General features: G+C 34.2%; 23 protein-coding genes. 13 read left to right on the forward strand and 10 right to left on the reverse strand.

Going from position 1 to position 22,665, the window contains the following annotated elements; translation table 11 throughout:
- Positions 1-144: 144 nt before the first annotated feature.
- The 7 genes from HYN86_RS04185 to HYN86_RS04215 all read right to left on the reverse strand — a co-directional run bounded on the left by HYN86_RS04185 (position 145) and on the right by HYN86_RS04215 (position 6,070).
- Entirely contained in the window at positions 145-546 is a 402-nt protein-coding gene (locus HYN86_RS04185) for a hypothetical protein (protein WP_113676912.1), read from the reverse strand.
- Positions 547-662: 116 nt separating this feature from the next.
- Positions 663-1,445 carry an enoyl-CoA hydratase/isomerase family protein gene (locus HYN86_RS04190; protein ID WP_113676913.1) on the reverse strand — a complete coding sequence of 261 codons (783 nt, stop codon included), beginning with the start codon at positions 1,443-1,445 and terminating at the stop codon, positions 663-665.
- Positions 1,446-1,455: 10 nt separating this feature from the next.
- Positions 1,456-2,871: a sensor histidine kinase gene (locus HYN86_RS04195; protein WP_113676914.1), complete on the reverse strand. Its 1,416-nt coding sequence runs from the start codon at positions 2,869-2,871 to the stop codon at positions 1,456-1,458.
- Between the two features lie 139 nt (positions 2,872-3,010).
- Entirely contained in the window at positions 3,011-3,559 is a 549-nt protein-coding gene (locus HYN86_RS04200; protein WP_113676915.1) for a CopD family protein, read from the reverse strand.
- 103 nt (positions 3,560-3,662) lie between these two features.
- Positions 3,663-4,676 carry a ferrochelatase gene (hemH, locus tag HYN86_RS04205; protein ID WP_113676916.1) on the reverse strand — a complete coding sequence of 338 codons (1,014 nt, stop codon included), beginning with the start codon at positions 4,674-4,676 and terminating at the stop codon, positions 3,663-3,665.
- A 145-nt stretch (positions 4,677-4,821) separates the two neighbouring features.
- Positions 4,822-5,193, reverse strand: a complete 372-nt coding sequence (locus tag HYN86_RS04210) for an FEKKY domain-containing protein (RefSeq protein ID WP_162789278.1) — start codon at positions 5,191-5,193, stop codon at positions 4,822-4,824.
- 4 nt (positions 5,194-5,197) lie between these two features.
- A complete protein-coding gene (locus tag HYN86_RS04215) occupies positions 5,198-6,070 on the reverse strand; it encodes a helix-turn-helix domain-containing protein (protein ID WP_057115402.1) in 873 nt (290 codons plus the stop codon).
- 227 nt (positions 6,071-6,297) lie between these two features.
- On the opposite strand from HYN86_RS04215, the gene hemA reads away from it, so the two are divergent.
- The 10 genes from hemA (at position 6,298) to HYN86_RS04265 (ending at position 14,996) form a co-directional block, all read left to right on the forward strand.
- Positions 6,298-7,548: a glutamyl-tRNA reductase gene (gene hemA, locus HYN86_RS04220; RefSeq protein WP_057115974.1), complete on the forward strand. Its 1,251-nt coding sequence runs from the start codon at positions 6,298-6,300 to the stop codon at positions 7,546-7,548.
- A 106-nt stretch (positions 7,549-7,654) separates the two neighbouring features.
- Positions 7,655-8,581, forward strand: coding sequence for a hydroxymethylbilane synthase (gene hemC, locus HYN86_RS04225; RefSeq protein WP_113676918.1), 927 nt, complete (start codon positions 7,655-7,657; stop codon positions 8,579-8,581).
- Positions 8,581-9,246, forward strand: a complete 666-nt coding sequence (locus HYN86_RS04230; RefSeq protein WP_113676919.1) for a uroporphyrinogen-III synthase — start codon at positions 8,581-8,583, stop codon at positions 9,244-9,246. Before hemC ends, HYN86_RS04230 begins: the two co-directional genes overlap by 1 nt.
- A gap of 95 nt (positions 9,247-9,341) precedes the next feature.
- Positions 9,342-10,367 (forward strand): uroporphyrinogen decarboxylase, encoded by a 1,026-nt coding sequence (gene hemE, locus HYN86_RS04235; RefSeq protein ID WP_113676920.1) that lies wholly within the window; start codon positions 9,342-9,344, stop codon positions 10,365-10,367.
- A 76-nt stretch (positions 10,368-10,443) separates the two neighbouring features.
- Positions 10,444-10,821, forward strand: coding sequence for a hypothetical protein (locus HYN86_RS04240; protein WP_113676921.1), 378 nt, complete (start codon positions 10,444-10,446; stop codon positions 10,819-10,821).
- Positions 10,818-11,243 carry a hypothetical protein gene (locus HYN86_RS04245; RefSeq protein ID WP_113676922.1) on the forward strand — a complete coding sequence of 142 codons (426 nt, stop codon included), beginning with the start codon at positions 10,818-10,820 and terminating at the stop codon, positions 11,241-11,243. Before HYN86_RS04240 ends, HYN86_RS04245 begins: the two co-directional genes overlap by 4 nt.
- Before the next feature lie 4 nt (positions 11,244-11,247).
- Positions 11,248-12,162 (forward strand): oxygen-dependent coproporphyrinogen oxidase, encoded by a 915-nt coding sequence (hemF, locus tag HYN86_RS04250; protein ID WP_113679848.1) that lies wholly within the window; start codon positions 11,248-11,250, stop codon positions 12,160-12,162.
- A gap of 369 nt (positions 12,163-12,531) precedes the next feature.
- Positions 12,532-12,990: an IS200/IS605 family transposase gene (gene tnpA / locus HYN86_RS04255; RefSeq protein ID WP_113676923.1), complete on the forward strand. Its 459-nt coding sequence runs from the start codon at positions 12,532-12,534 to the stop codon at positions 12,988-12,990.
- A 92-nt stretch (positions 12,991-13,082) separates the two neighbouring features.
- Positions 13,083-14,021 carry a DUF4421 family protein gene (locus tag HYN86_RS04260; RefSeq protein ID WP_113676924.1) on the forward strand — a complete coding sequence of 313 codons (939 nt, stop codon included), beginning with the start codon at positions 13,083-13,085 and terminating at the stop codon, positions 14,019-14,021.
- Positions 14,022-14,108: 87 nt separating this feature from the next.
- Positions 14,109-14,996: a fructose bisphosphate aldolase gene (locus HYN86_RS04265; protein WP_113679849.1), complete on the forward strand. Its 888-nt coding sequence runs from the start codon at positions 14,109-14,111 to the stop codon at positions 14,994-14,996.
- Between the two features lie 70 nt (positions 14,997-15,066).
- Here HYN86_RS04265 and HYN86_RS04270 read toward each other — a convergent pair whose 3' ends face one another.
- On the reverse strand, positions 15,067-16,869 hold the full coding sequence (locus HYN86_RS04270; RefSeq protein ID WP_113676925.1) for a hypothetical protein: 1,803 nt from the start codon (positions 16,867-16,869) through the stop codon (positions 15,067-15,069).
- A gap of 2 nt (positions 16,870-16,871) precedes the next feature.
- Complete coding sequence (locus HYN86_RS04275; protein WP_113676926.1) at positions 16,872-17,504, reverse strand: hypothetical protein; 633 nt, start codon at positions 17,502-17,504, stop codon at positions 16,872-16,874.
- 267 nt (positions 17,505-17,771) lie between these two features.
- Between HYN86_RS04275 and hemB the strand changes: the two genes are divergently transcribed.
- The 3 genes from hemB to HYN86_RS04290 are packed head-to-tail and all read left to right on the forward strand — an operon-like array spanning position 17,772 to position 20,144.
- A complete protein-coding gene (gene hemB / locus HYN86_RS04280) occupies positions 17,772-18,767 on the forward strand; it encodes a porphobilinogen synthase (RefSeq protein ID WP_113676927.1) in 996 nt (331 codons plus the stop codon).
- Between the two features lie 52 nt (positions 18,768-18,819).
- Positions 18,820-19,734: a hypothetical protein gene (locus HYN86_RS04285; RefSeq protein WP_113676928.1), complete on the forward strand. Its 915-nt coding sequence runs from the start codon at positions 18,820-18,822 to the stop codon at positions 19,732-19,734.
- Positions 19,735-19,745: 11 nt separating this feature from the next.
- Positions 19,746-20,144 (forward strand): c-type cytochrome, encoded by a 399-nt coding sequence (locus HYN86_RS04290; RefSeq protein WP_113676929.1) that lies wholly within the window; start codon positions 19,746-19,748, stop codon positions 20,142-20,144.
- A gap of 344 nt (positions 20,145-20,488) precedes the next feature.
- Here the strand turns inward: HYN86_RS04290 and HYN86_RS04295 are convergent, their stop codons facing one another.
- Positions 20,489-22,549: a M13 family metallopeptidase gene (locus tag HYN86_RS04295; RefSeq protein WP_113676930.1), complete on the reverse strand. Its 2,061-nt coding sequence runs from the start codon at positions 22,547-22,549 to the stop codon at positions 20,489-20,491.
- Positions 22,550-22,665: the final 116 nt, after the last annotated feature.

Consider the following 22,665-nt stretch of genomic DNA (forward strand, 5'->3'; position numbering starts at 1 on the left):
TTAATACTATTCGGTGCAAAAGTATTACTTCTCTTCACAGAAAATAGCTCGTAAAAAACTTAAAAACAACAAAATAAGACATAAAAAAACCGTAAATAACTTTCATTAATTACGGTTTTAAATTATCATAATTTGACTTAAACATTAAACAATCCCCTTCTCAATCATTTCCAGCATTACTGGCGAAGCATTCTTAAACGTTGGTTCTTGTTCGATAATACTTCCAGCGTTCTTTTTATTTACTTTGAAAGTAATGTCGTTATCTGTAGTAAACAAAAGTGCGGTCAAAAACGGATTTTTAATATACGTTCCTAAAACCAACAAAGCTTCATCTAAAGTATGAATGCTTTCAATTTCTTCTGTTTTGTAACGCGTTGTTAGTGAAATCGAAAACGTATTGTCTTCATTTAAAACTAGTCTGAAATAGATGTTTTTGATTTCGGTATCGCCCATTGTTTTGGCCAAAGTCAATTTTGCAAAAGTTCCGGCTTGGATACTTTCTTTAACTCGTTCACAAAAAAGGGCAAATATTGGTTCGTAGGACATGATGTTTGTATTATAATTTAACCGCAAAAGTCGCAAAGATTTACGCAAGGTTCGCTAAGTTTTTGATTTCCTTGTGTGCTTTGCGTAATCCCTTGCGACCTTTGCGGTTAAGAAAATTATTTCCCTGTAAATTCAGCTTTACGTTTTTCTAAAAATGCTGTTGTTCCTTCTTTAAAATCCTGAGTCCCGAAACACTTTCCGAACGATTTGATTTCAGTATCAAATCCGTTTTTACCGTCTGTAAAGTTGGCATTGATAGCTTTTATCGCTTTACTGATTGCAAATGGCGCATTTTTAATGATTTTATGAGCAATTACATTTGTAAATGATAATAGTTCCGCCTGAGGCACTACATGATTCACTAAACCATATTGTTTGGCTTCTTCAGCAGAAATCATTGCCGCCGTCATGATCATTTCCATTGCACGGCCTTTACCCACTAATTGAGGTAACCGCTGCGTTCCTCCATAACCTGGAATCAATCCTAAAGTTACTTCTGGCAATCCCATTTTCGCATTATCTGAAGCCACTCTAAAATGACAAGCCATTGCCAGTTCTAATCCGCCGCCTAATGCAAAACCATTAACGGCTGCAATAACTGGTTTTTTCAAATTCTCAATAAAATCAAATAAAGATTCCTGCCCTTCAGCAGCTAATTGCGCGCCTTCGACAATTGTATAATTTGCAAATTCAGAAATATCAGCTCCGGCCACAAAGGCTTTTTCACCGCTTCCGGTTAAGACAATTACACGAACATCGTCATTTTTACTTAATAATTTAACTGCTTTGCTCAGATCACTAATGGTTGCTTTGTTTAAAGCATTCAGTTTTGTTGGTCTGTTAATGGTGATCGTTGCAATTTTTTCTTCAATAGAAATTAAGATATTTTCGTAGTCCATGACGGTTAGTTTAAGAGTTAGTAATGGGCAAGGAAACTCTAAATGTGGTTCCTTTTCCGTAAGTTGACTCAAAGGTAATTGTTCCTTTGTAATTTTCGATAATGTTTTTGATAATTCCGAGTCCAAGTCCCATGCCACTGGTTTTAGTCGTAAATTTTGGTTCGAAGATTCGGCCGATATCTTGTTTCTGGATTCCGATTCCATTGTCTTTTACAGCAATTTCAACATTATTATTTCTTCTTTTTACCGTAACGACAATTGATTTTTGAAACTGACTTTCGGGAATGGCCTGAGTTGCATTTTTAACCAAATTGGTAATCACACGAATCAACTGAGTTCTGTCCATTTTTGAGATGATTTCTTCTTCGTCTTTTTCAAAAATAATATAATCTTCGTTGAAAATATCCAAAGCCAATTCGACAACCTCAACAACATTCAACGTTTCATTTTGCTGTGCAGGCATCGAAGCAAAGTTCGAAAATGCCGAAGCCACCGCCGTCATCGTATCAATCTGCTGAATTAAAGTTTCTGAGTAATCATTCATCTTTTGCTTTACATCAGGATCATTTGGATCAAATTTTCTCTGGAAACTCTGAACCGTTAATCGCATCGGCGTAAGCGGATTCTTGATTTCGTGCGCGACTTGTTTCGCCATTTCGCGCCAGGCTTCTTCACGTTCACTTTGGGCAAGTTTGATCGCACTCGTTTCGAGTTTGTCGACCATTCCGTTATACGCTTTAATCAGGAAGTTGACTTCTTTACTATTTGCCTCTAAAACAATTTTCTCGTTTTTCTGATCCAAATTGGTTTCTTCCAATCTGTCGGAAATGGTTTTTAGCGATTTTGTGATGTATGTTGAAAGGAAATACGCCAAAGCAAAAGCCACAATCAGCATAAAAGAATAAACCTGACTCAGACGAATTAGGAAAGTATTCAATTCGTTATCATAATAACCATCGTCTTCTAAATAAGGAAGATTCAGGATTCCGAGCGGTTTGAATTTTTCATCTTTTATCAAACTATATGAAGATCTGTTTTTAACTCCGTCAATCGTTTTAATATCCACAAAACGCTTTTCAATAGAAGAACGAACTAATTTTAGAATATATTCGGGAATTGGCGGTGCAATTTTATCAACGGCAAAAGATTCTTTTGAAGATTTTAAAAGTTTCCCGTCAAGACTGTAAATATTGATTTCGATTTTATGAATCTGCGCCAGTTCGTGGATTTTATCTTTAAAAATCAAATCCAAGTTTTGCGTTTTCAGCGGATAAGTAGTAGTCGCCAGAACGTAATTGATATGTTCTTTTACGGCATTTTCTTTTCGTTCTAAACGTTCCTGATGATATTCTTTGGCCTCAGTTTTAAACTGAATAATCGAAATCGAAGCCAATAAAAAAGATGCGACAACAATCAATACAATCATCGACAGGAAAATCCTGGTACGAAGGGAAAGCATTGACATTTTGAAGTTCTGCATGTTTTTTAATTATAAATTGTGAATTGTAAATTATGAATTATTCGGTCTGCATTATAATTTACCATTAACAATTCACAATTTACCATTATTTCTTTTCTCTAATTCTTTTATAAAATCGGAATCCAAGCATTATTAAAACCGAGAATAAAACAATTCCGATTACGCCGAAAATCCAGTTGATGGCACTTTTTAAAACTACTAAAAAAACGACTGCAAACAAAATAATCGTTGCGCCTTCATTCCATAAACGCATAAAATTATTGGTATATTTTACCTCATCGTTTTGCAGTTGTTTAAAAATCTGATGGCATTTTCCGTGATATAAATACAAAAGGAAAACGAAGCATAATTTTACATGCATCCATGGCATTTTCATCCATATATGACCTGCATCTGTAAAAAACAGCATCCAAAAAGCAAAAATACTCGCCAAAACCGCCGACGGCCATGTAATAATGTACCACAAACGGTAGGCCATAATTTTGTATTGCGCCTGTAATATTTCTTTTTCCGGCGAAGGTTTTTCGTTGGCTTCTATTTGATACACAAACAAACGCACAATATAAAACAAACCAGCAAACCAAGTGATCACAAATATAAGATGCAGTGATTTTAAGTAATTATAGTATTCCATTAATATTTAGTTTCAGGTTTCAGGTTTCAGGTTTCAGGTTTCAGGTTTCAGGTTATTTCTCAAAGTTGAGCATAACTTGAAACTTTAAACCTGAAACAAAAATTTATTTAGCCCAATCGTTAATCCAGTTACTAACTGTCTGGCACCATTCATCATCATCATTCAAACACGGAATTGCCAAGAATTCTTCTCCTCCTTTTGCTTCAAAATCTTCTTTGGCACGCATCGCGATTTCTTCCAGAGTTTCTAAACAGTCTGAAACGAAAGCCGGCGTTACAACTGCCAATTTCTTGATTTCTTTGGCCGGCATATTATCAATTTCAACATCCGTATAAGGCTCTAACCATTTATCACCCGCTAAACGCGATTGAAAAGTCAGACTGTATTTATCTTCTGGAAGTCCCAATAATTTTACAACTTGTTTTGTTGTTTCATAACATTGGTGGCGGTAACAGAATTCATGAGCCGGAGAAGGCGTGTTACAGCAAGAACCATCAATTTTACAATGTGATTTGGTTACATCTGTTTTGCGAATATGACGTTCTGGAATTCCGTGGTAAGAAAACAACAAATGATCATAATCAAAACCAACTAAATGTTTTTGAATTGAATCGGCTAAATTTTTGATATAATCTGGTTTATTATAAAATGCCGGAACATCCGTAAATTTCATGTTTGGAAATTTCTTTTTACGAATTTCTTCTGCTTTTACTAAAATCGTCAAAGTCGAAGCCATTGCATATTGCGGATATAATGGAAAAAGCATTACTTCATTTACACCTTTATCATGCAATTCCTGAAGTCCTTTTTCGATTGTCATGCTTCCGTAGCGCATTGCTAATGCAACTGGAACATTTACCAAAGGCTGTACTTTTTTCTGCATTCTTTCAGAAAGAACTACTAACGGAGAACCTTCTTCCCACCAAATTTTCGCGTAAGCGTGCGCTGATTCTTCTGGTCTTTTTCTCAAAATAATACCGCGAACCAATAATGCTCTTAATAAATACGGAACGTCAATCACGTATTTATCCATTAAAAATTCATCTAAATAAGGTTTTACGTCTTTTGGTGTTGGACTTTCTGGAGATCCTAAGTTTACTAATAATACGCCTTTCATTATTCTTTTTTTGCTTTAGGCTTTAAGCTTTAGGCTTTAAGCATTTTGTTTATTTTAATTTTCGTCAAAAGTAGAACTTGCTGCTTTTTAGAAATATGATAATTATTACTTTTTAATTATGTCTTTATTTATAATATTGATGCTTTTAATATTTGCTTAATTCTTTTTCCATTTTTTCTTTCCATCCTTTTCCATTTCTATTATCTAAATAAGAATCTGTTATTTTATGATATGCTCTTATTGCTTCATCCATTTTTTTGTCACCAATTACACAACCTTGATTTTTCATAAATAAACCATATTTTTTATAAATACTATCTCGTTTATGCTTTCTTATTTCTTGAATTTTTCTTTGAGCTTCGATAGGAGAAATAAATGGCAAACCATAAGTAAATGTTTTCACACTGTCAACTTCAATATCATGTAAAGCTTGATTTTTATATTCAGCCAACAACGGACTGTCTGGTGATTTACAGTTAAAGAAAACAACACATATTATAAAAGCAACTTTTTTCATTCCATTAAACATTCGCATTAATCGACATTAAATATTTTTTTGGAGTTGTGGCAAACTTTTTCTTGAATGCTGCTATAAAGTGACTTCCGGTGCTGTAGCCAATTTTCAACCCCACTTCGTTTACATTATAAGAACCGCTGTCTAAAAGTTTTCGAGCGAAATCCATTTTGTAATCGAAAAGGAAACCGTAAACCGTATCGCCGTAGATTTGTTTGAAACCCATTTTGAGTTTCTTCAAATTCAAACCAATTTCATCTGCCAGTTCTTGTAATCCTGGTGGTTCGGCCATATTCGCAATGATGATTTCTTTGGCTCTACGAATTTTCAGAACGTTATCTTCATCAATTAAAAACGGACACTGTTCTGCGTTTGGATCTTCGGTTCTGTTAAAATACAAACTCAGCAATTCGTATCCTTTTCCTTTATAATAAAGGTTTTTTATGGATGGATGAAGATTGTAATGAAACAACTGACTCAGAACAATTGCCATTGACGGACTGATATTTCCTTCGTTATAATACTTTTTGTCCTTATTATCAGGACTTAAAAACGTAATATAATCGGCTTCAGCAGAAAATAACGCATGAAATTTTTTAATGGAAACAATTACAGAAATCACCCAAGAGTTTGGGGCCAGTTCTAAATTAAGTGGCAATTCTTTCTGCGGATTATACAAAAGCAGCGATTTTTCTTCTTTCAATTCTAAAGCATAATTGCCCTGATTGAATAAAAATTTGGCATTGCCTTTTATCCCGAAGTGAAACTGTATCAGGCCGGTACCTATTTCGTGCTGTGCATAAAAAGGCTCAGAACCATCGTTTTGAAAACGAATCAGCGTAAAGTCGTCTTCAATTTTTATAACTTCTTGAGAACTCATAGCGATATTTTTTTTGGACTAAAATCAACCAGCAGTGAAAATGTTATTTAGAATGACTCTAAACAAATAGTTTCAAACGACTTGATTTTGCTACAAAAGTACTGCTTTTTGCATAAAAACAGACGTTTAGATTCAAAAAATCATGCAGCGATACAAAAAGTACTTTCAGCGTTACTTTTATCAATAGTATAGTAATAATTTTGTTGCACTTTTATGAAAGTGAATTTATGGAAAACAATAACGTACCGAAACACCTTTATTTTTACTCAGTTGGTCTGAGTTATAAAAAAGCTGATGCTGAGGTCAGAGGTCAATTTAGTTTGGATGCAGTAGCGAAAACGCGTTTGCTGGAACAAGCTAAAACTGAAGGAATAGAAAGTTTAATTGTCACTTCAACCTGCAACAGAACCGAAATTTATGGTTTTGCAGAACATCCATTTCAATTAATCAAATTAATCTGCGACAACAGCAACGGTTCTGTTGACGCTTTTCAAAAAGTTGGTTTCGTTTATAAAAACCAAGAAGCAATCAACCATTTATTTCGTGTAGGAACTGGTTTAGACAGTCAGATCTTAGGTGATTTTGAAATTATATCTCAAATCAAAACTTCTTTTATCCATTCAAAATCAATGGGCTTAGCCAATGCTTTTATGGAAAGATTGGTTAACGCGGTGATTCAGGCAAGTAAAAGAATTAAAACGGAAACCGAAATTAGCTCTGGCGCAACTTCTGTTTCTTTTGCATCAGTTCAATACATTCTTAAAAATGTTGAAGACATCAGCAACAAAAACATTTTACTTTTCGGAACAGGAAAAATTGGAAGAAATACTTGCGAGAATTTAGTAAAACATACTAAAAACGAGCATATTACTTTAATCAACCGCACTAAAGACAAAGCTGAGAAATTGGCTGGAAAACTTAATTTGATTGTTAAAGATTATTCTGAATTACATTTAGAACTTCAAAAGGCAGACGTTGTTGTTGTAGCAACTGGTGCTCAAAACCCAACAGTTGACAAAGCGATTTTAAATCTTAAAAAACCGCTATTGATTCTGGATTTGTCTATTCCGAAAAACGTTAACGAAAACGTGGAAGAATTAGAAGGCGTAACTTTAATTCACATGGATTATTTGTCGCAATTGACAGATGAAACATTGGAAAACAGAAAATTACACATTCCTGCTGCTGAAGCAATCATCGAAGAAATCAAAGAAGAGTTCGTGGTTTGGATGAAAGGCCGAAAATTTGCGCCGACCATCAATGCTTTAAAAGACAAATTGAACGCGATCAAAGCTTCTGAATTGGATTTCCAAAGTAAAAAAATCGCTGATTTTAATGAAGCGCAAGCTGAAATTATCAGCAACAGAATCATTCAAAAAATCACTACTCATTTCGCAAATCATTTAAAAGACGACGATACTATGGTTGATGAAAGCATCGAATGGATCGAAAAAGTCTTCAAAATAAAAGCATCTTAAATAAAATTTTAAACCATATAAGTTATATAAGTTCATTTAAAAACTGTGTTTTTACCCAAACTACTTAAATTTACTTATATAACTTATATGGTTCAAGAAACAAAACATGGCTGAAAAAACAATCAGAATTGGAACTCGTGACAGCGAATTAGCACTTTGGCAGGCACATACTGTCGAAAAGAAATTAAACGATTTGGGTTATAAAACCTCAATTGTTGCTGTAAAATCTCAAGGCGATATTATTCTGGACAAACCGCTTTATGAACTTGGTATAACTGGAATTTTCACAAAAACGCTGGACATTGCCATGATTAATGGCGATATTGATATTGCGGTGCATTCTATGAAAGATGTTCCAACGGCTTTACCAAAAGGAATTGTTCAGGCAGCGGTTTTAGAAAGAGCTAATGTTTTAGACATTTTGGTTCATAAAGGAAATGCTGATTTTGGAGATAAACCAAGCACGATTGCAACTGGAAGTTTACGCCGCCAGGCACAATGGTTTAACAAATATCCAAACCATACCGTAGTTGATTTACGCGGCAACGTGAATACCCGTATGCAAAAACTTCAGGATAATGATTGGGACGGAGCTGTTTTTGCCGCTGCAGGTTTAGAGCGAATTAACTTAAAACCTGAAAATTATATTAATTTAGATTGGATGATTCCCGCGCCAGCACAAGGAGCAATGCTTGTTGTAGCAATGGAAAATGACAATTATACATTAGATGCCCTTTCGCAGTTAAATCATATCGAAACTGAAATCTGTACGTATATCGAACGTCAGTTTTTGAGAACGCTTGAAGGCGGATGTACTGCCCCAATTGGAGCTTTAGTAACTTATAATGAAGATGAAGATACTTTGCATTTTCAAGGTGTTTTACTTTCTATTGATGGAAAACAAAAACTGGAAATCAACAAAACGGTTGATATTTCAGAATGGAAAAAATTAGGTTTCAACTCTGCTCAGGAAATTTTGAATAATGGAGGAACAGAATTAATGAAACAGATTAAAGAATCCCTGAAAAAATAATGGCGAAATCAATTCAGATATTATCTACAAAAATCTTATCTCCTCTTCAAAAAGAAGAGTTGAAAAAAGCCGGCTTTGATCTAATCGAAGCCGATTTCATTAAAACCGAAAACAAACCTTTTCAATTAAAAGACCTCAACGAAAGTCTTATCTTCACGAGTCAGAATGCTGTTCACAGCGTTTTATCTCATCCCGATTCAGAGCAGTTAAAGAAAAAAAATGTGTATTGTGTCGGACTTAAAACTAAAACGCTTTTAAGCGATAATGGCTTTAATGTGGTTGCTTATACAGGGTACGCCGCAGATTTAGCCGAAATTATAACTTTGATTTACGGAAATGAAAGTTATACTTTTTTCAGTGGCAACCTTAGAAGAGATACTTTACCAAACGCATTGAAAGAAGCTGGTATAAAATTGAACGAAATACAGGTTTATGACACTTCTTTACAACCGCAAAAAATAAAGACAGCTGTCGATGCGCTATTATTTTTCAGTCCATCTGGCGTTGAAAGTTATTTGAAAGAGAATACAATTAAAAAAGAAGTTTGTTTCTGCATTGGCGATACAACGGCAGAAGCTTTATCGAAAATAACAAAGAATATCATCGTTGCAGATCAGCCCACAATTGAACATGTAATCCAAGATGTCATTCACGAATATAAATAAATTAAAGCTATAAGCTTTAGGCAGTAAGCCTTAAGCAAAAAAGATAGACAAACACCGCTTAAAGCCTAAAGCTTAAAGCCTAAAGCAAGAAAAAAATGTTAAAAAACGACCTATTTTTAAAAGCATTAAAAGGAGAAACAGTTCAACACCCGCCAGTATGGATGATGCGTCAGGCAGGAAGGTATTTACCTGAATTTAGAGAACTTCGTGATAAATATGATTTTTTCACACGCTGCGAAACCCCAGAATTAGCTGCCGAAATTACGGTGCAGCCTATCCGCAGAATCGCTCCAGATGCTGCTATTTTATTTTCGGATATTTTAGTAGTTCCGCGTGCTATGGGAATTCACGTAGAATTAAAAGACAATCTGGGACCAATAATTCCAAATCCGATTCGTTCTTTGGCAGATGTTCACAAAGTTTATGTTCCAGATGTAAATGAAACTTTAGGTTACGTTTTTGACGCTGTGAAATTGACTAAGGAAATGTTGAACGACGAAGTGCCTTTAATTGGTTTCGCTGGTTCACCTTGGACCATTTTCTGTTATGCTGTTGAAGGAAAAGGTTCTAAAAGTTTTGATACCGCAAAAGGATTCTGTTTTTCAAATCCAGCCGCAGCACATACTTTACTACAAAAAATTACTGATACGACTATTTTATATTTAAAAGAAAAAGTAAAATCGGGAGTAAATGCTGTTCAGATTTTTGATTCTTGGGGAGGAATGCTTTCTCCTGTTGATTATCAGGAATTTTCATGGAAATATATCAACCAGATCGTTGATGCTTTAGCTGATATTACGCCAGTTATTGTTTTCGGAAAAGGGTGTTGGTTTGCTCTTGGCGAAATGGGTAAAAGTAAAGCTTCTGCATTAGGAGTTGACTGGACTTGTTCGGCTAGAAATGCTCGTTATTTGTCTGGAGGAAATATTACTTTACAAGGAAATTTTGATCCATCAAGATTACTTTCTCCAATTCCAACTATCAAGAAAATGGTTCATGAAATGATCGATGAGTTCGGAAAAGATAAATATATCGTAAATTTAGGTCACGGAATTTTACCAAATATCCCTGTAGATCACGCAAAAGCGTTTATTGACGCAGTGAAGGAATACGGGCAATAATAGTTGATCGTTTATGGTTGATAGTTGTTGGATAAAAATACTATCAACCATAAACCGACAACCAACAACTCAAAAAATGCTAAACAAAGGCCTAAGAGACGAAGAAAGCATTAGAATAGAGAATACTCTAAAGACTTTGCATGCTCTAGTTTTTGTTCCAAAATTTTGGAATGCTGAAGATACAAGTCTGATCGATGAGCAGTTAAAAAGTTTTGGATTAAGTCTAGAAAGAACAATTGAAATTCCTGAAGAAGAGTTGATTATTTTGTTACAGCGATGTCATTTAGACTGGAACCAACAAGAACAATTTGCAGATATTCTGGTGAGTTTATCTCAGGAAAAGCAATTTGATTTCTTAAGAAAATCACTTGCCATTTACCAATACATCCAACAAGAAAGCAAGGTTTTTTCTTTTGGGATAAACAATAAAATCGCTTTGTTAAAATTTGAATGAGTTATCTAGAAAAAATTTTAAACGATATTGCTGATTTTAATTTTGAAAAATTGAATCCATTGTATCAAGGTTTTTTTGTAATGGTGTTTTTTGCAATATTTGTTAGCACATGTTCGTATTTTTCAAACGAAGTCAAAATTAGTAAAGACGCGTATAGAGAGATGTTTGATGAAAAATTTTCTGGATTAATTGTAAAAAAATATTTAGATAAAGAAAACAGAAAAACACCAACTTTTAAATTAAAAGATTCAAGTACCGTAATTCAATACTATGTTCTTTGGGAAAAAGCTGAAATAGGAGATTCATTGTCTAAAAAAGCAAATTCAAGATTTGTAAAAATCTTTAAAAAAGACACTACAATAGTAATTGACATGAATGTTGCATTCAAATATCATGATACTATACCAGAAAAGGAAAAATAAAAACATGAAAGATAAATTTTACGCCTACATACAAAACTTACAAGACCAAATCTGCGCAGGATTAGAAGCTGTTGACGGAACTGCAAAATTCCGTGAAGATCTTTGGAAACGTCCAGAAGGCGGTGGCGGAAGAACGCGCGTTATCGAAAGTGGCCCAGAAAGCTCGGGAGTTTTTGAAAAAGGCGGTGTAAACATTTCAGCCGTTCACGGAAAACTTCCTGAAACGATGCAGAAAATGTTTGGTGTTGGCGAAGCCGATTTCTTTGCCTGTGGATTAAGTTTGGTCATTCACCCGAAAAGCCCGATGGTTCCTACCGTGCACGCTAATTGGCGATATTTTGAAATGTATGACGAGTCTGGAAAAGTAATTCAGCAATGGTTTGGCGGCGGACAAGATTTAACGCCTTATTATTTGTTTGAAGAAGATGCCAGACATTTTCATCAAACTTGTAAAACGGCTTGCGACAAACATAATCTGGAATTTTATCCAAAATATAAAAAACAATGCGACTCATATTTCTGGAACGCACATAGAAATGAAGCCAGAGGAATTGGCGGTTTGTTCTTTGATTATTGCAAAGCAAATGAAGAAATGTCAATGGAAGATTGGTACAATTTCGTAACCGAAGTCGGCAATAGTTTCCTTGAGGCTTATGTTTCGATTGTGGAAAAGAGAAAAAATCTAAAATATACTCCAGAAAATAGAACATGGCAGGAAATCCGCCGCGGTCGTTATGTGGAGTTTAATCTAGTACACGATAAAGGAACTTTATTCGGATTAAAAACCAACGGAAGAATTGAAAGTATTTTGATGAGTCTGCCTCCGCATGTGCAGTGGGTTTACGACCATCATCCAGAAGCTGGAAGTGAAGAAGAGAAGTTGATAAATGTATTAGCAAATCCTCGTGAATGGATTTAATTTTTATTGAATGATTTGTATTTGATATCTCGCTCAACTGTAGGCTATTATCTGAATATCTATAAACATAATGCTCCACTGGAGCATTTTTTATTTACAGGAATCAGAGAGAGACAAAATATTTATAGTAAGAATGCCCCATTATAAAACATACCAATGCATTTTTCCTCAAAGCTTCGGAGAAGCCTAATATTTATAGAGCAAATTGTTCGCGCCCAATATAAAGCCCCAGAGGGGCGACATATTTCTAACAAATTACACCCCTAAAGGAAAGCCATAGAGCTACATACAGTTCAAACTATACAATACTTATCCTACAAAATTAAATTTATTGGTTAACTTTACCAATTAGTAATTTTAATTTAAAACATGGCAAACACTTACTCTCAGTTATATGTACAAATTGTTTTTGCTGTAAAAGGAAGACAAAATTTAATTTCCAAAAAATGGAAAGATGAAATATATAAATACATTACAGGAATTATTACCAATCAGAAACAAAAACTGATTGCTATTAACGGAATGCCAGATCATATTCATATCTTAGTTGGAATAAAACCAAATATTCCATTATCAGATTTAGTTAGAGATATTAAATCAAGTTCATCCAAATTTATCAATGAACAAAAATGGATTAATGGAAAATTTGAATGGCAGACAGGTTTTGGCGCTTTTTCATATGGACACTCACAATTAACGAATGTCATTAAATATATTGAAAATCAAGAAGAGCATCATAGAACCAAAACATTCAAAGAAGAATATATGGCATTTTTAAAATTGTTCAATATTGATTTTAGAAATGAATATCTCTTTGAAGATATTTAAATATATGTCGCTCCTATGGAGCTTCAAGTCTTATTCTATTATTACAATTTCTAGAAATATTTTGCTTCTCCGAAGCATTTTTTAAATACGACATGACCTTGAAACTCATTTACGCCATATTCTTCACCAGCATTTTTGGATGTTTTGCCCAAAACGATTCCATACAGAATCCGTATTTTAAATCATATAATGATAAAATTACTGCCAGCGTATATTATCTGGATACTTCCAATAATTTTCAGATTACTTCAGATAATCAGGATCCAAAAATTTATTTAGATCTTATTCCTAACCGAAGAGAGCAGATTGGTTTTAATTTGAATTATAAAATAATTGATGTTACTATTGGTTTTGCTCCAAAATTTCTGAGCGGTAATAAAGGCGATTCAAATTCTAAAAACTTTAATTTCAACACCCGTTTTTATTATAAAAAATGGATGCAGTCTTTTACTTTTATCAACCAAAAAGGGTTTTATCTAAGCGATGATAATATAACTGCACAGCTCCCAAATATGCGAACTACTAAAATTGGCGGGACGACAGCTTATATTTTTAATGATAAATTTTCTTTTAAAACCTTGGTCAGCCAAAACGAATGGCAGACCAAAAGCTCCGGAAGTTTTATTCCGACCTTCACATTTTATTACACCAATCTGGATTTAAACACTCCCGACTCTTCTCCTGGAGACTTGTATGTTTTTACTTTGGCACCCTCCTATTTTTATAATTTTGTAATTAGTGACCGTGTTTTAATTGGCGCCGGAATAGGTTTGGGAGCCGGCATTAATACGATGGATGGTGACACCTCTGCTTTGTACGAATTAGATCTTAATTTGAAAATTGCCTACAATAAAGATCGTTTCTTTGGCTATATGAGCCTTAATTCTATAAGTTTTGCCCAAGATGATAAAGTAGAAGCGAGACTCAATGACAATATTTCGACTCTTAAAATTTCTATTGGATATCGATTTGATCCTCCAAAGAAAGTAAAAGAGGTTTATGATAAAGTGAATGAAAAGATTGGAATTTGAGAAATCTTTAAACTGCAAAGTATTAAGCATCAAAAAAATGCGTAAATTACAGGTATTTGTAAAACTAAACGCATTATTATGGAAAATATAAACAAGGATCAATTAAATCGGATGCATGCTGGAAAAGGATTTATTGCAGCATTAGATCAAAGCGGCGGCAGTACCCCAAAAGCATTATCGGTTTATGGCGTTCTAGAAAACAGCTTCTCCAATGACGAAGAAATGTACACGCTTGTCCATGAAATGAGAACTCGAATTATTAAAAGTCCAGCATTTGACAGTGAATATATCCTCGGCGCTATTTTGTTTGAAAACACAATGGACCGTAAAATTGACGGTCAATGGACAGCTGATTATTTGTGGGAGAAAAAAAATATAGTTCCTTTTTTAAAAGTAGACAAAGGACTTGCTGATGTGGCCAGCGGCGTACAATTGATGAAACCTATTCCGAATTTAGATGATTTATTGACAAGAGCAGTAGAACGAAATATCTTTGGAACCAAAATGCGCTCGGTAATTAAAGAAGCAAATCCCGACGGAATACGCGATGTTATTGAACAGCAGTTTAGAGTAGGTTTACAAATCTTTAATAAAGGATTGATTCCAATAATTGAACCCGAAATTGATATTTACAGCGCCGACAAAGAAAAATCAGAACAAATTCTAAAAGATGAAATCACCAAACAGCTTAACGCATTAGACAAAGATGTAAAAGTAATGTTGAAACTTTCTATTCCAACAAAAGCTAATTTTTATAGTGAATTAATTTCTAATCCTCACATTGTGCGTGTTGTTGCGCTGTCTGGAGGTTATTCGAGAGAAGAAGCCAATGAAAAACTAGCTCAAAATAACGGATTAATTGCCAGCTTCTCAAGAGCATTATCCGAAGGACTTTCTGTTGGACAGTCAGATGATGACTTTAATACCGTACTTGGCACAACCATTAACGATATTTACAAAGCATCCATTACATAAAAAATTCATTTTGAGATATAAAAAAGCCCGAAAATTAGATTTTTCGGGCTTTTGATTTTATAGGGATTAATTATTTCGAAGTCATTTCATCGGCTAAATCTAATGTCTGTAAAATAATGTTTTTATCAGCTTTATGAGAATTTAGTTTAAAGATAAATTTCAGCTTATTATCAACTAGTTTTTTAGGCGATTCTGTTGTAATATCAGAAAATTGTCCTGCGATTTTATTAAATAGTATCAGATCTGATTCTTTAGCATTCTTCCCAAAAGTACTTACAGTCTGTGCAATATTTAATTTACCAGACATGTAATTTTTGCCAAGATCTTTTTTTATTTCTTTAACAAAAGTTCCCGTTCCGTTATTAAAATAATCCATTGTGTTGGCAATAACCACAACATCTTTGTCTTTTAGGATAAATATAGTGCCGTATTCTTCTGTTCCAAAAATCTGGTAATAATTTCCGTTTTGTGTTAATAGTTTTTTACGAACACCCAATTGCAAAAGTTTATCTCCAAATGTAGGATGCGTCGAAGTAAATATTACAGAAAAGAGCGGAATTGATTTTTTCACCTTTTCTTCTGTTATCGTTTCTTCATAATTTTCGTCGTAACCGTATTTTTTAGTCATTACCTCAACATCTTTCATACCATATAAAAATGCGCTTAAATCACCATCAAAAAGCTTTGCAGTGGCTTCTTCATCGACTATTGTCGATATTAAATCTGTAACAATCGTTATATCTTCTTTTCCAAATTTAGGATTCTGAAATATATCAGCTGTTAACGAAGGAAAACTTTCAAGCGCTTGTTTTGTATTCATGTGATACGAACCGTAAGCCAAAGGTTTTTGCGCTGGGAAATAATTAAAAATGTTTTTATTTATTTTTCTATTGGTGATCTTGCCCATTACATCTGCAATTTCTTCAGAGTATTCTATAACCTCTTCAACACGTGCATTATCCTTGTCAAAATAAAAGTCAACATTTATTCCTTTTACAAAATTCCCAAAGTTTTGCTGCATCGGAAAAAATTTATCGTAGCCTCCAAATATTGCCATTGGATAATTGTATGCAGAATATAAACTTGAAAATACGCGCCCGTAATCTAACCAAGATGAAATATCTGCCGACTCATTTATCTTTGATGAAATTGGCGCAGTAAACCCATTTTCAAATAATTCTTTAACAATTGCATTTTGTTTGACCGCAAGTTCACGATCCAATTCTGCCTGCTGTAAAGTATATTCTTCATACGGATTTCCATCATACAAATATTCTTCCTCAGCAGCATCTGACGCTGCAGGTGCTTCAATAGCTATTGGTGCCTTAACAACTTCTACCGGATCGCCGTAGCTTTCTTCAGAATAAACAGAATCATTTAAAACTGGTGGCGGAACATCGTAAAAGTTTTTAGAACGTGTTTTTGTTAATTCTAAAATAACCAAATAATTATTATTCCACACCATCGATTGCCTTTTACCTTTTACCGTCAAAACAGAATATTTTCCAAAATCCTCAATTCCTGCAATAGAATCATTGCTGTCGCTGATTTTGAATTCTTTCACTAAAAATTGTGTAACTGCATCCCTATTCTTTATCGGAATTGTAACTTGGTAATACGGAATACTATCTGAGAATTTTCCGTGAATTGTAATTTTCTGGTCCAGCTGAATAACCGAAGTATATTTAGTAAAATCAAAATCTGGTTTTTTACTGCTGTATTTATTTATCAGTGGATGATTTAAAACCTCAGCAACACTTACTTTTTTAGAAAGCTGATTTCCGTTGAATTGCACAAAGTAATCATATTTGTTTGTCTGACCAAAGGTCAAATAAGCGGCGAGTAAAAAAATAAAGGTGTAAAAATGCTTCATAATTAAGGCGTTAATTGGATTGTATTATTCATTAATGTTGATTTCTTTAAAACACTATACATGCTTTGTTTCAAAAAAACCGTCTTTTTATTTGTTGAAATTTTACTGTTTGCATTATTTACCGACAGAATATCTTTATCAAAAGTATAAATCGAAATAATGCTGGCTTCTTCAAGATCTTTCTTTTTCTTCGGATCGTTTACCGTTTTTTCCGGAATTGGATAAGAGGCAATTCGTTCAAAAGTTTTGCCGCTTCCGCTAAAGTGAATCTGATCGCGCTGATTGTTTATCGTGTTCACAACGGCATTCAATGCTTTCAAATTAGCATAATTGAGTTTGATAATGAAAACGTAATTGTCAAAATCTGTTTTTGTGGTTACATTTGAGATTCCGTCAATTTTTGAAGCTTTGGATTTAAAGTCTTCCAGTTTCTGGGCGATTTCCTGTTCGTTCGGGATTTTTACGCCATCAACTTCTTCCAAAAAAATAGCCGATTTGGTTTTGAACCACGACTTGGAAAAATCAACCATTAATGTATATTCACCACTTTGGTCACTGCGGTGTTTGATTCTTTCTGTTATCTCAAAACAACTTGTTAAGAGCAGACAGCAAAATAAAGCGAGAAATTTCTTCATTTAGCAAATTTAGATGGAATATTCTGAAAAACCATGCTTTGGTTGAAACAATAAAAAATCCAAATTTTTAGATAATATTAACTCATTCTACAACAAGCTAAACGCCTTATTTGTTCCTTTTTCTTTAACTTTGCGCCACTCATCAAAAATTGAGATAAACTTCAAAAAAAATTAAAACAACTGCAGTTTTAGAAATAGATTTTCAGTCTGATATCAGAGAAATCAACTAGAAAAATCTAAAATCTAAAATCTAAAATCTAAAATTATATGTTCCCATTACAAAGAGGCAGAAGATTAAGAGTAAATGAATCCATTCGTTCTTTAGTACGCGAAACCAGCTTAAGTCCATCGGATTTTATGTTTCCTATGTTTATTGCTGAAGGAGAAAATGTAAAAGTCGAAATTCCGTCAATGCCGGGAATTTTCAGAAGATCTATAGATTTAACGGTTGAAGAAGTGAAAGAACTTTATGATTTAGGAATTCGCGCCGTTAATATTTATGTAAAAGTCAACGAAAACTTAAAAGACAATACTGGAAAAGAGGCTTGGAATTCTAATGGGTTAATGCAGCAGGCTATTCGTTCCATAAAAGAAGCTTGTCCAGAAATGATCGTTATGCCAGATGTGGCGTTAGACCCTTATTCTATTTACGGTCATGACGGAATTATAAAAAATGGCGATGTAGAAAACGACAGCACAGTTGAGGCTTTAGTAAAAATGGCCGTTTCTCACGCAGAAGCTGGTGCCGATTTTGTTGCGCCAAGTGATATGATGGACGGACGCGTTTTACGTCTTCGCGAAGGTTTGGATGCTGCCGGATTTCAGAATGTTGGCATCATGAGTTATTCTGCTAAATATGCTTCTGCTTTTTACGGACCTTTTAGAGATGCTTTAGATTCGGCTCCAAAAGAGGCTGATGTTGTGGTTCCAAAAGACAAAAAAACATATCAAATGGATTACGCTAATCGTATCGAAGCAATTAAAGAAGCATTGTCAGACGTAGAAGAAGGCGCAGATATGGTTATGGTAAAACCTGGAATTGCTTATTTGGATATCGTTCGCGAAATAAAAAATACAGTACATGTTCCTGTAACCGTTTATCAGGTTTCTGGAGAATACGCAATGGTTAAAGCAGCATCTGAAAGAGGCTGGCTTGACCACGATAAAATTATGATGGAACAATTAATGTGCATCAAACGTGCAGGTGCTAATCTTATTTCTACTTATTTTGCTAAAGAAGCGGCAATATTATTAAACAAGTAATTATTCACAAAAAAACATATACTTTAGCGCAACAAATCTAAACTATAAGTATATGAAAAAATTATTACTTTCTTTCTTGTTAGTTACTAGCTTAACGACTGTAGCTCAGGAAATTAAATTTAAAAAAGACAAAATCAGTATCGATGGAACTGAAGTTGCAATTCTAGACAAAGAAAAAGTAACGTACAAAATCTTGACTTTGGATAACCGCCCCGTTTTTTCAATTGAGAGAAAAAGTGCTTTAATGCTTGATGGATCTACTCTTTACTGGTCTGTTCTTACTGATTTAAGTAACAGCAAAACCAACGAAGTGGTCGATTACGGTAAAGATCAGGGATTAAGTTTTCAAAAAACTATTGTTGCAAGTGTTTGTAATGATAAATACAAATTTATCAGTGCTGCAGGAATCGACGAAAAAGGAGTTTTGGAATTTATAAACGGTACTCCAACTGATATTCAAAAGGTAATTGCCGATGCGAATCAAAAAACAATTGACCAGTTAAAAGTGGAGCAGGATGCTATGGCAGCATTAAACATAATGGTATCAAACGGAATCATTTACCAAAAACAAGAAGTTTTAAAAGAAAATGGAATGGTAAAGGATTATGTAAAAATTGGAGATGTGGTGAAAAAGAACATCACTTTTATGGCTAATTGGCCTCCAAGTTTAGTGTACATGGTAAATTCAATATATACAGTTGTAGATAATAACAATAGGGAACAAACAAGAACCAGAGAAGTAGGTGGATGGTATGCTACAAAAACAGGATATGCGAATCCAAATACGGGTAAAAATATTAAAGACGAAGTTATCACAGCAGACAACAAATATTTTCCTTTAAAAGGTACGCTAACTGATACAGAAAAAATTAATCTTTCTTTTCAAAAAGGAGATAAAGATTTACTTGAAAAACAACTTGTAGCTAAATTACTTTTTAATGGCTACAAATTTGAAGCGATGAAATAATAAATTAAAATATGAATAAAGCAGTATTTTTAGCTGCTGTTTTAGCTTTTGCCTCTTGTAAAAAAGAGGGTTCTGAAAAAACAGATCAGACAACGGAATCGTACTCTGAAGGAGAATCGGCGAAAGCCAAAACTCCAGAAGAATTGGGAAAACAAATTTTTGAAGGAACTGGAAACTGCTTTGCATGCCACCAGCCTGATCAAAAAGTAATTGGACCAAGCGTTAAGGAAATTGCCAAAATTTATAAAGATAAAAATGGCGATATGCTTACTTTCTTAAAAGGAAACGCAGAACCAATTGTAGACCCGAGTCAGTTTGCGGTGATGAAAACCAACTTGCCGGTAACGCAGGCAATGTCTGATGAAGAATTAAAAGCTCTTGAAGCTTATATTTATTCGCATATCAAATAAATTAAAGTTTATAGAATAAAAAAACGGCGCTGATTTAGCGCCGTTTTCTATTTATGTATCTGTTCCATAGGAACATTTGTCGTAGAAAAAATTATATTGTTATGATTGTTTTTACATTCTGTAGGAACGTTTGCATTCTCATTTTTTTTAGCGATAAAACATATCAAATATTCCTACGGAACATAAACGAGACTTGGTTACTTTTTCTACCGATGAAACATTCCTACGGAATTATAAAAGGTATAAAATTTGAAAAGCTTAATTTTTTTTCACAAACAAAATGACCATAGAAAAAATGGGCTGTCTCGAGTTGAGCCAGCCCATTTTTATATCTTACGCAAAAATTACCAGATTTTAACTCTTTTTTCAGGTTCTAAATACATTGGATCACCTTTTTTAATTCCAAATGCTGCATAAAAAGAATCTAAGTTTTTGATTGGCACAACCGCTCTGTACATTCCCGGCGAGTGCGGGTCTGTTTTAACCTGACTTTTGATAGCTTCATCTCGAGATTTTGTTCTCCAAACAGTCGCCCAGGAAATAAAGAAACGTTGCTCTGGTGTAAGTCCGTCGATCAAACCTGGATTTCCGTGTTTTTTCAAATACAATTGTAAACCATCATATGCAGCGTTAATGCCGCCTAAATCTCCGATATTTTCACCCAATGTAAATTTACCGTCCACAAAAATTCCAGGAAGAGGTTCTAATGCGCTGTATTGTGCTGCTAATTCACCGCCAAGAGCTGTAAATTGTTTTAAATCCTCTGGCGTCCACCAGTCCACTAAATTTCCATCAGCATTGTAACGCGCTCCAGAATCATCAAAGCCATGAGATATTTCGTGGCCGATTACCGCTCCGATTCCGCCATAATTTACTGCTTCGTCAGCTTGATAATTATAGAAAGGAGGCTGTAAGATCGCAGCTGGGAATACAATTTCGTTATAAGAAGGATTGAAATAAGCATTAACGGTTTGCGGCGACATTCCCCACTCTGTTTTATCAACTGGTTTACCCAATTTTGCTAAGGCTTCAGCATAAGACCATTTTGATAAATTTTTCATATTGTCAAAATAAGTACCGCCTTCATTCACGTTTTTAAGTTCTAGTTTTGAATAATCTTTCCATTTATCAGGATATCCAATCTTAACTGTCAATTTGTTTAGTTTCTCAATGGCTTTTACTTTCGTCTCTTTAGACATCCAAGGCAGCGCATTGATTCTGTTTTCATAAGCCTGCATTACGTTAGCAATCATGTCTTTCGCTTTTGCTTTTGCTTCAGCAGGAAATAATTTTTCTACATATAATTTCCCTAAAGCTTCTCCCGTTGCCCCGTTGATTACCTGCAAAGCTACTTCTTCGCGCGGACGCTGTTTTAAAGCGCCAGTTAATGTTTTTCCGTAGAAATCAAAGTTTGCATTTTCAATCTCTGTACTTAAAGTTGAAGCCGATCTGTTTAATAATGACCATTTCAAATACTCTTTCCAAGCCTCTACTTTCTTTTCAGTAAAAATTTTCTCCAAAGCGATCATGTAACGAGGCTGTGCTACATTTACAGTATCTAATTTTGCCATCCCGATTCCTGTGAAATATTTTTCCCATTGAATAGAAGGCGTATTTTTTTTCAAATCTGCAACAGCAGTTGGATTGTATTGTTTTCTTCTGTCTCTTCTCTCCACACGGTCTAATCTTGGCGCAGACATTTCAACTTCTAACGCCAAAATTTGTTTGGCACTTTCTTTTGCTTTTGCAGGAGATTCTCCAATATATTGCAGCATTCTAGAAACGTGATCTTCGTATTTTTCACGTTTTTCTTTAGAATCTTTATCATCAGCATTGTAATAATCTTTATCAGATAAACCTAAACCTCCAGGGCCAAGGTTAACGCTGCTTTTATTACTATTTTTAGCATCAGCACCAACGGAAACTCCAAAGAAACCAGAGCCGCCTGCAAGCTGCATTTCTGTTATATAATTTTGAAGATCCGCCACATTTTTAATGGCATCTATTTTCTTCAGATAAGGTTGAAGCGGTGTAACGCCTCTTTTGTTTCTTCCAACGGTATCCAAAATAGTATTGAATAAAGCAATTGCCTTACCTTGATCGGTATTTGATTTATATTTTGGATCTTTCGAAGCCGCTTTTAAAATAGCGAGTGCATCGGTATCTGTCTTCTGACGCAGTTCGTTAAAACTCCCCCAAGAATTACGATCACTTGGGATCTCTGTTTTATCTAACCAGGCACCATTTACGTAACGGAAAAAATCCTGACTTGCACTAATTTTAGGATCCATATTAGAAACATTAATTCCTGGTTCCTTTGGCTTTGCATTTTGTGCTTGTACTGCTGCTAATGAAAACATTGCAGAAACCACACAAAACATAGGTTTGGAGAGCTTTTTTATCATTTTTATTTAACGTTTTAGTATAATTACAAACATATTGTTATTATTTTGAATAATATGTTAAAATTTTATAAATAATTAATTGTAAGAATATGATTTAATTTAATGTGGATTTAATC

This window comes from Flavobacterium fluviale, assembly GCF_003312915.1.
GTDB lineage: Bacteria > Bacteroidota > Bacteroidia > Flavobacteriales > Flavobacteriaceae > Flavobacterium > Flavobacterium fluviale.

What these genes read in the sequence shown, in the direction of transcription:
- HYN86_RS04185 (WP_113676912.1), bottom strand. Translation starts at nt 546, where the DNA reads ATGTCCTACGAACCAATATTTGCCCTTTTTTGTGAACGAGTTAAAGAA.
- HYN86_RS04190 (WP_113676913.1), bottom strand. Translation starts at nt 1,445, where the DNA reads ATGGACTACGAAAATATCTTAATTTCTATTGAAGAAAAAATTGCAACG.
- HYN86_RS04195 (WP_113676914.1), bottom strand. Translation starts at nt 2,871, where the DNA reads ATGATTGTATTGATTGTTGTCGCATCTTTTTTATTGGCTTCGATTTCG.
- HYN86_RS04200 (WP_113676915.1), bottom strand. Translation starts at nt 3,559, where the DNA reads ATGGAATACTATAATTACTTAAAATCACTGCATCTTATATTTGTGATC.
- hemH (WP_113676916.1), bottom strand. Translation starts at nt 4,676, where the DNA reads ATGAAAGGCGTATTATTAGTAAACTTAGGATCTCCAGAAAGTCCAACA.
- HYN86_RS04210 (WP_162789278.1), bottom strand. Translation starts at nt 5,193, where the DNA reads ATGAAAAAAGTTGCTTTTATAATATGTGTTGTTTTCTTTAACTGTAAA.
- HYN86_RS04215 (WP_057115402.1), bottom strand. Translation starts at nt 6,070, where the DNA reads ATGAGTTCTCAAGAAGTTATAAAAATTGAAGACGACTTTACGCTGATT.
- hemA (WP_057115974.1), top strand. Translation starts at nt 6,298, where the DNA reads ATGGAAAACAATAACGTACCGAAACACCTTTATTTTTACTCAGTTGGT.
- hemC (WP_113676918.1), top strand. Translation starts at nt 7,655, where the DNA reads ATGGCTGAAAAAACAATCAGAATTGGAACTCGTGACAGCGAATTAGCA.
- HYN86_RS04230 (WP_113676919.1), top strand. Translation starts at nt 8,581, where the DNA reads ATGGCGAAATCAATTCAGATATTATCTACAAAAATCTTATCTCCTCTT.
- hemE (WP_113676920.1), top strand. Translation starts at nt 9,342, where the DNA reads ATGTTAAAAAACGACCTATTTTTAAAAGCATTAAAAGGAGAAACAGTT.
- HYN86_RS04240 (WP_113676921.1), top strand. Translation starts at nt 10,444, where the DNA reads ATGCTAAACAAAGGCCTAAGAGACGAAGAAAGCATTAGAATAGAGAAT.
- HYN86_RS04245 (WP_113676922.1), top strand. Translation starts at nt 10,818, where the DNA reads ATGAGTTATCTAGAAAAAATTTTAAACGATATTGCTGATTTTAATTTT.
- hemF (WP_113679848.1), top strand. Translation starts at nt 11,248, where the DNA reads ATGAAAGATAAATTTTACGCCTACATACAAAACTTACAAGACCAAATC.
- tnpA (WP_113676923.1), top strand. Translation starts at nt 12,532, where the DNA reads ATGGCAAACACTTACTCTCAGTTATATGTACAAATTGTTTTTGCTGTA.
- HYN86_RS04260 (WP_113676924.1), top strand. Translation starts at nt 13,083, where the DNA reads ATGACCTTGAAACTCATTTACGCCATATTCTTCACCAGCATTTTTGGA.
- HYN86_RS04270 (WP_113676925.1), bottom strand. Translation starts at nt 16,869, where the DNA reads ATGAAGCATTTTTACACCTTTATTTTTTTACTCGCCGCTTATTTGACC.
- HYN86_RS04275 (WP_113676926.1), bottom strand. Translation starts at nt 17,504, where the DNA reads ATGAAGAAATTTCTCGCTTTATTTTGCTGTCTGCTCTTAACAAGTTGT.
- hemB (WP_113676927.1), top strand. Translation starts at nt 17,772, where the DNA reads ATGTTCCCATTACAAAGAGGCAGAAGATTAAGAGTAAATGAATCCATT.
- HYN86_RS04285 (WP_113676928.1), top strand. Translation starts at nt 18,820, where the DNA reads ATGAAAAAATTATTACTTTCTTTCTTGTTAGTTACTAGCTTAACGACT.
- HYN86_RS04290 (WP_113676929.1), top strand. Translation starts at nt 19,746, where the DNA reads ATGAATAAAGCAGTATTTTTAGCTGCTGTTTTAGCTTTTGCCTCTTGT.
- HYN86_RS04295 (WP_113676930.1), bottom strand. Translation starts at nt 22,549, where the DNA reads ATGATAAAAAAGCTCTCCAAACCTATGTTTTGTGTGGTTTCTGCAATG.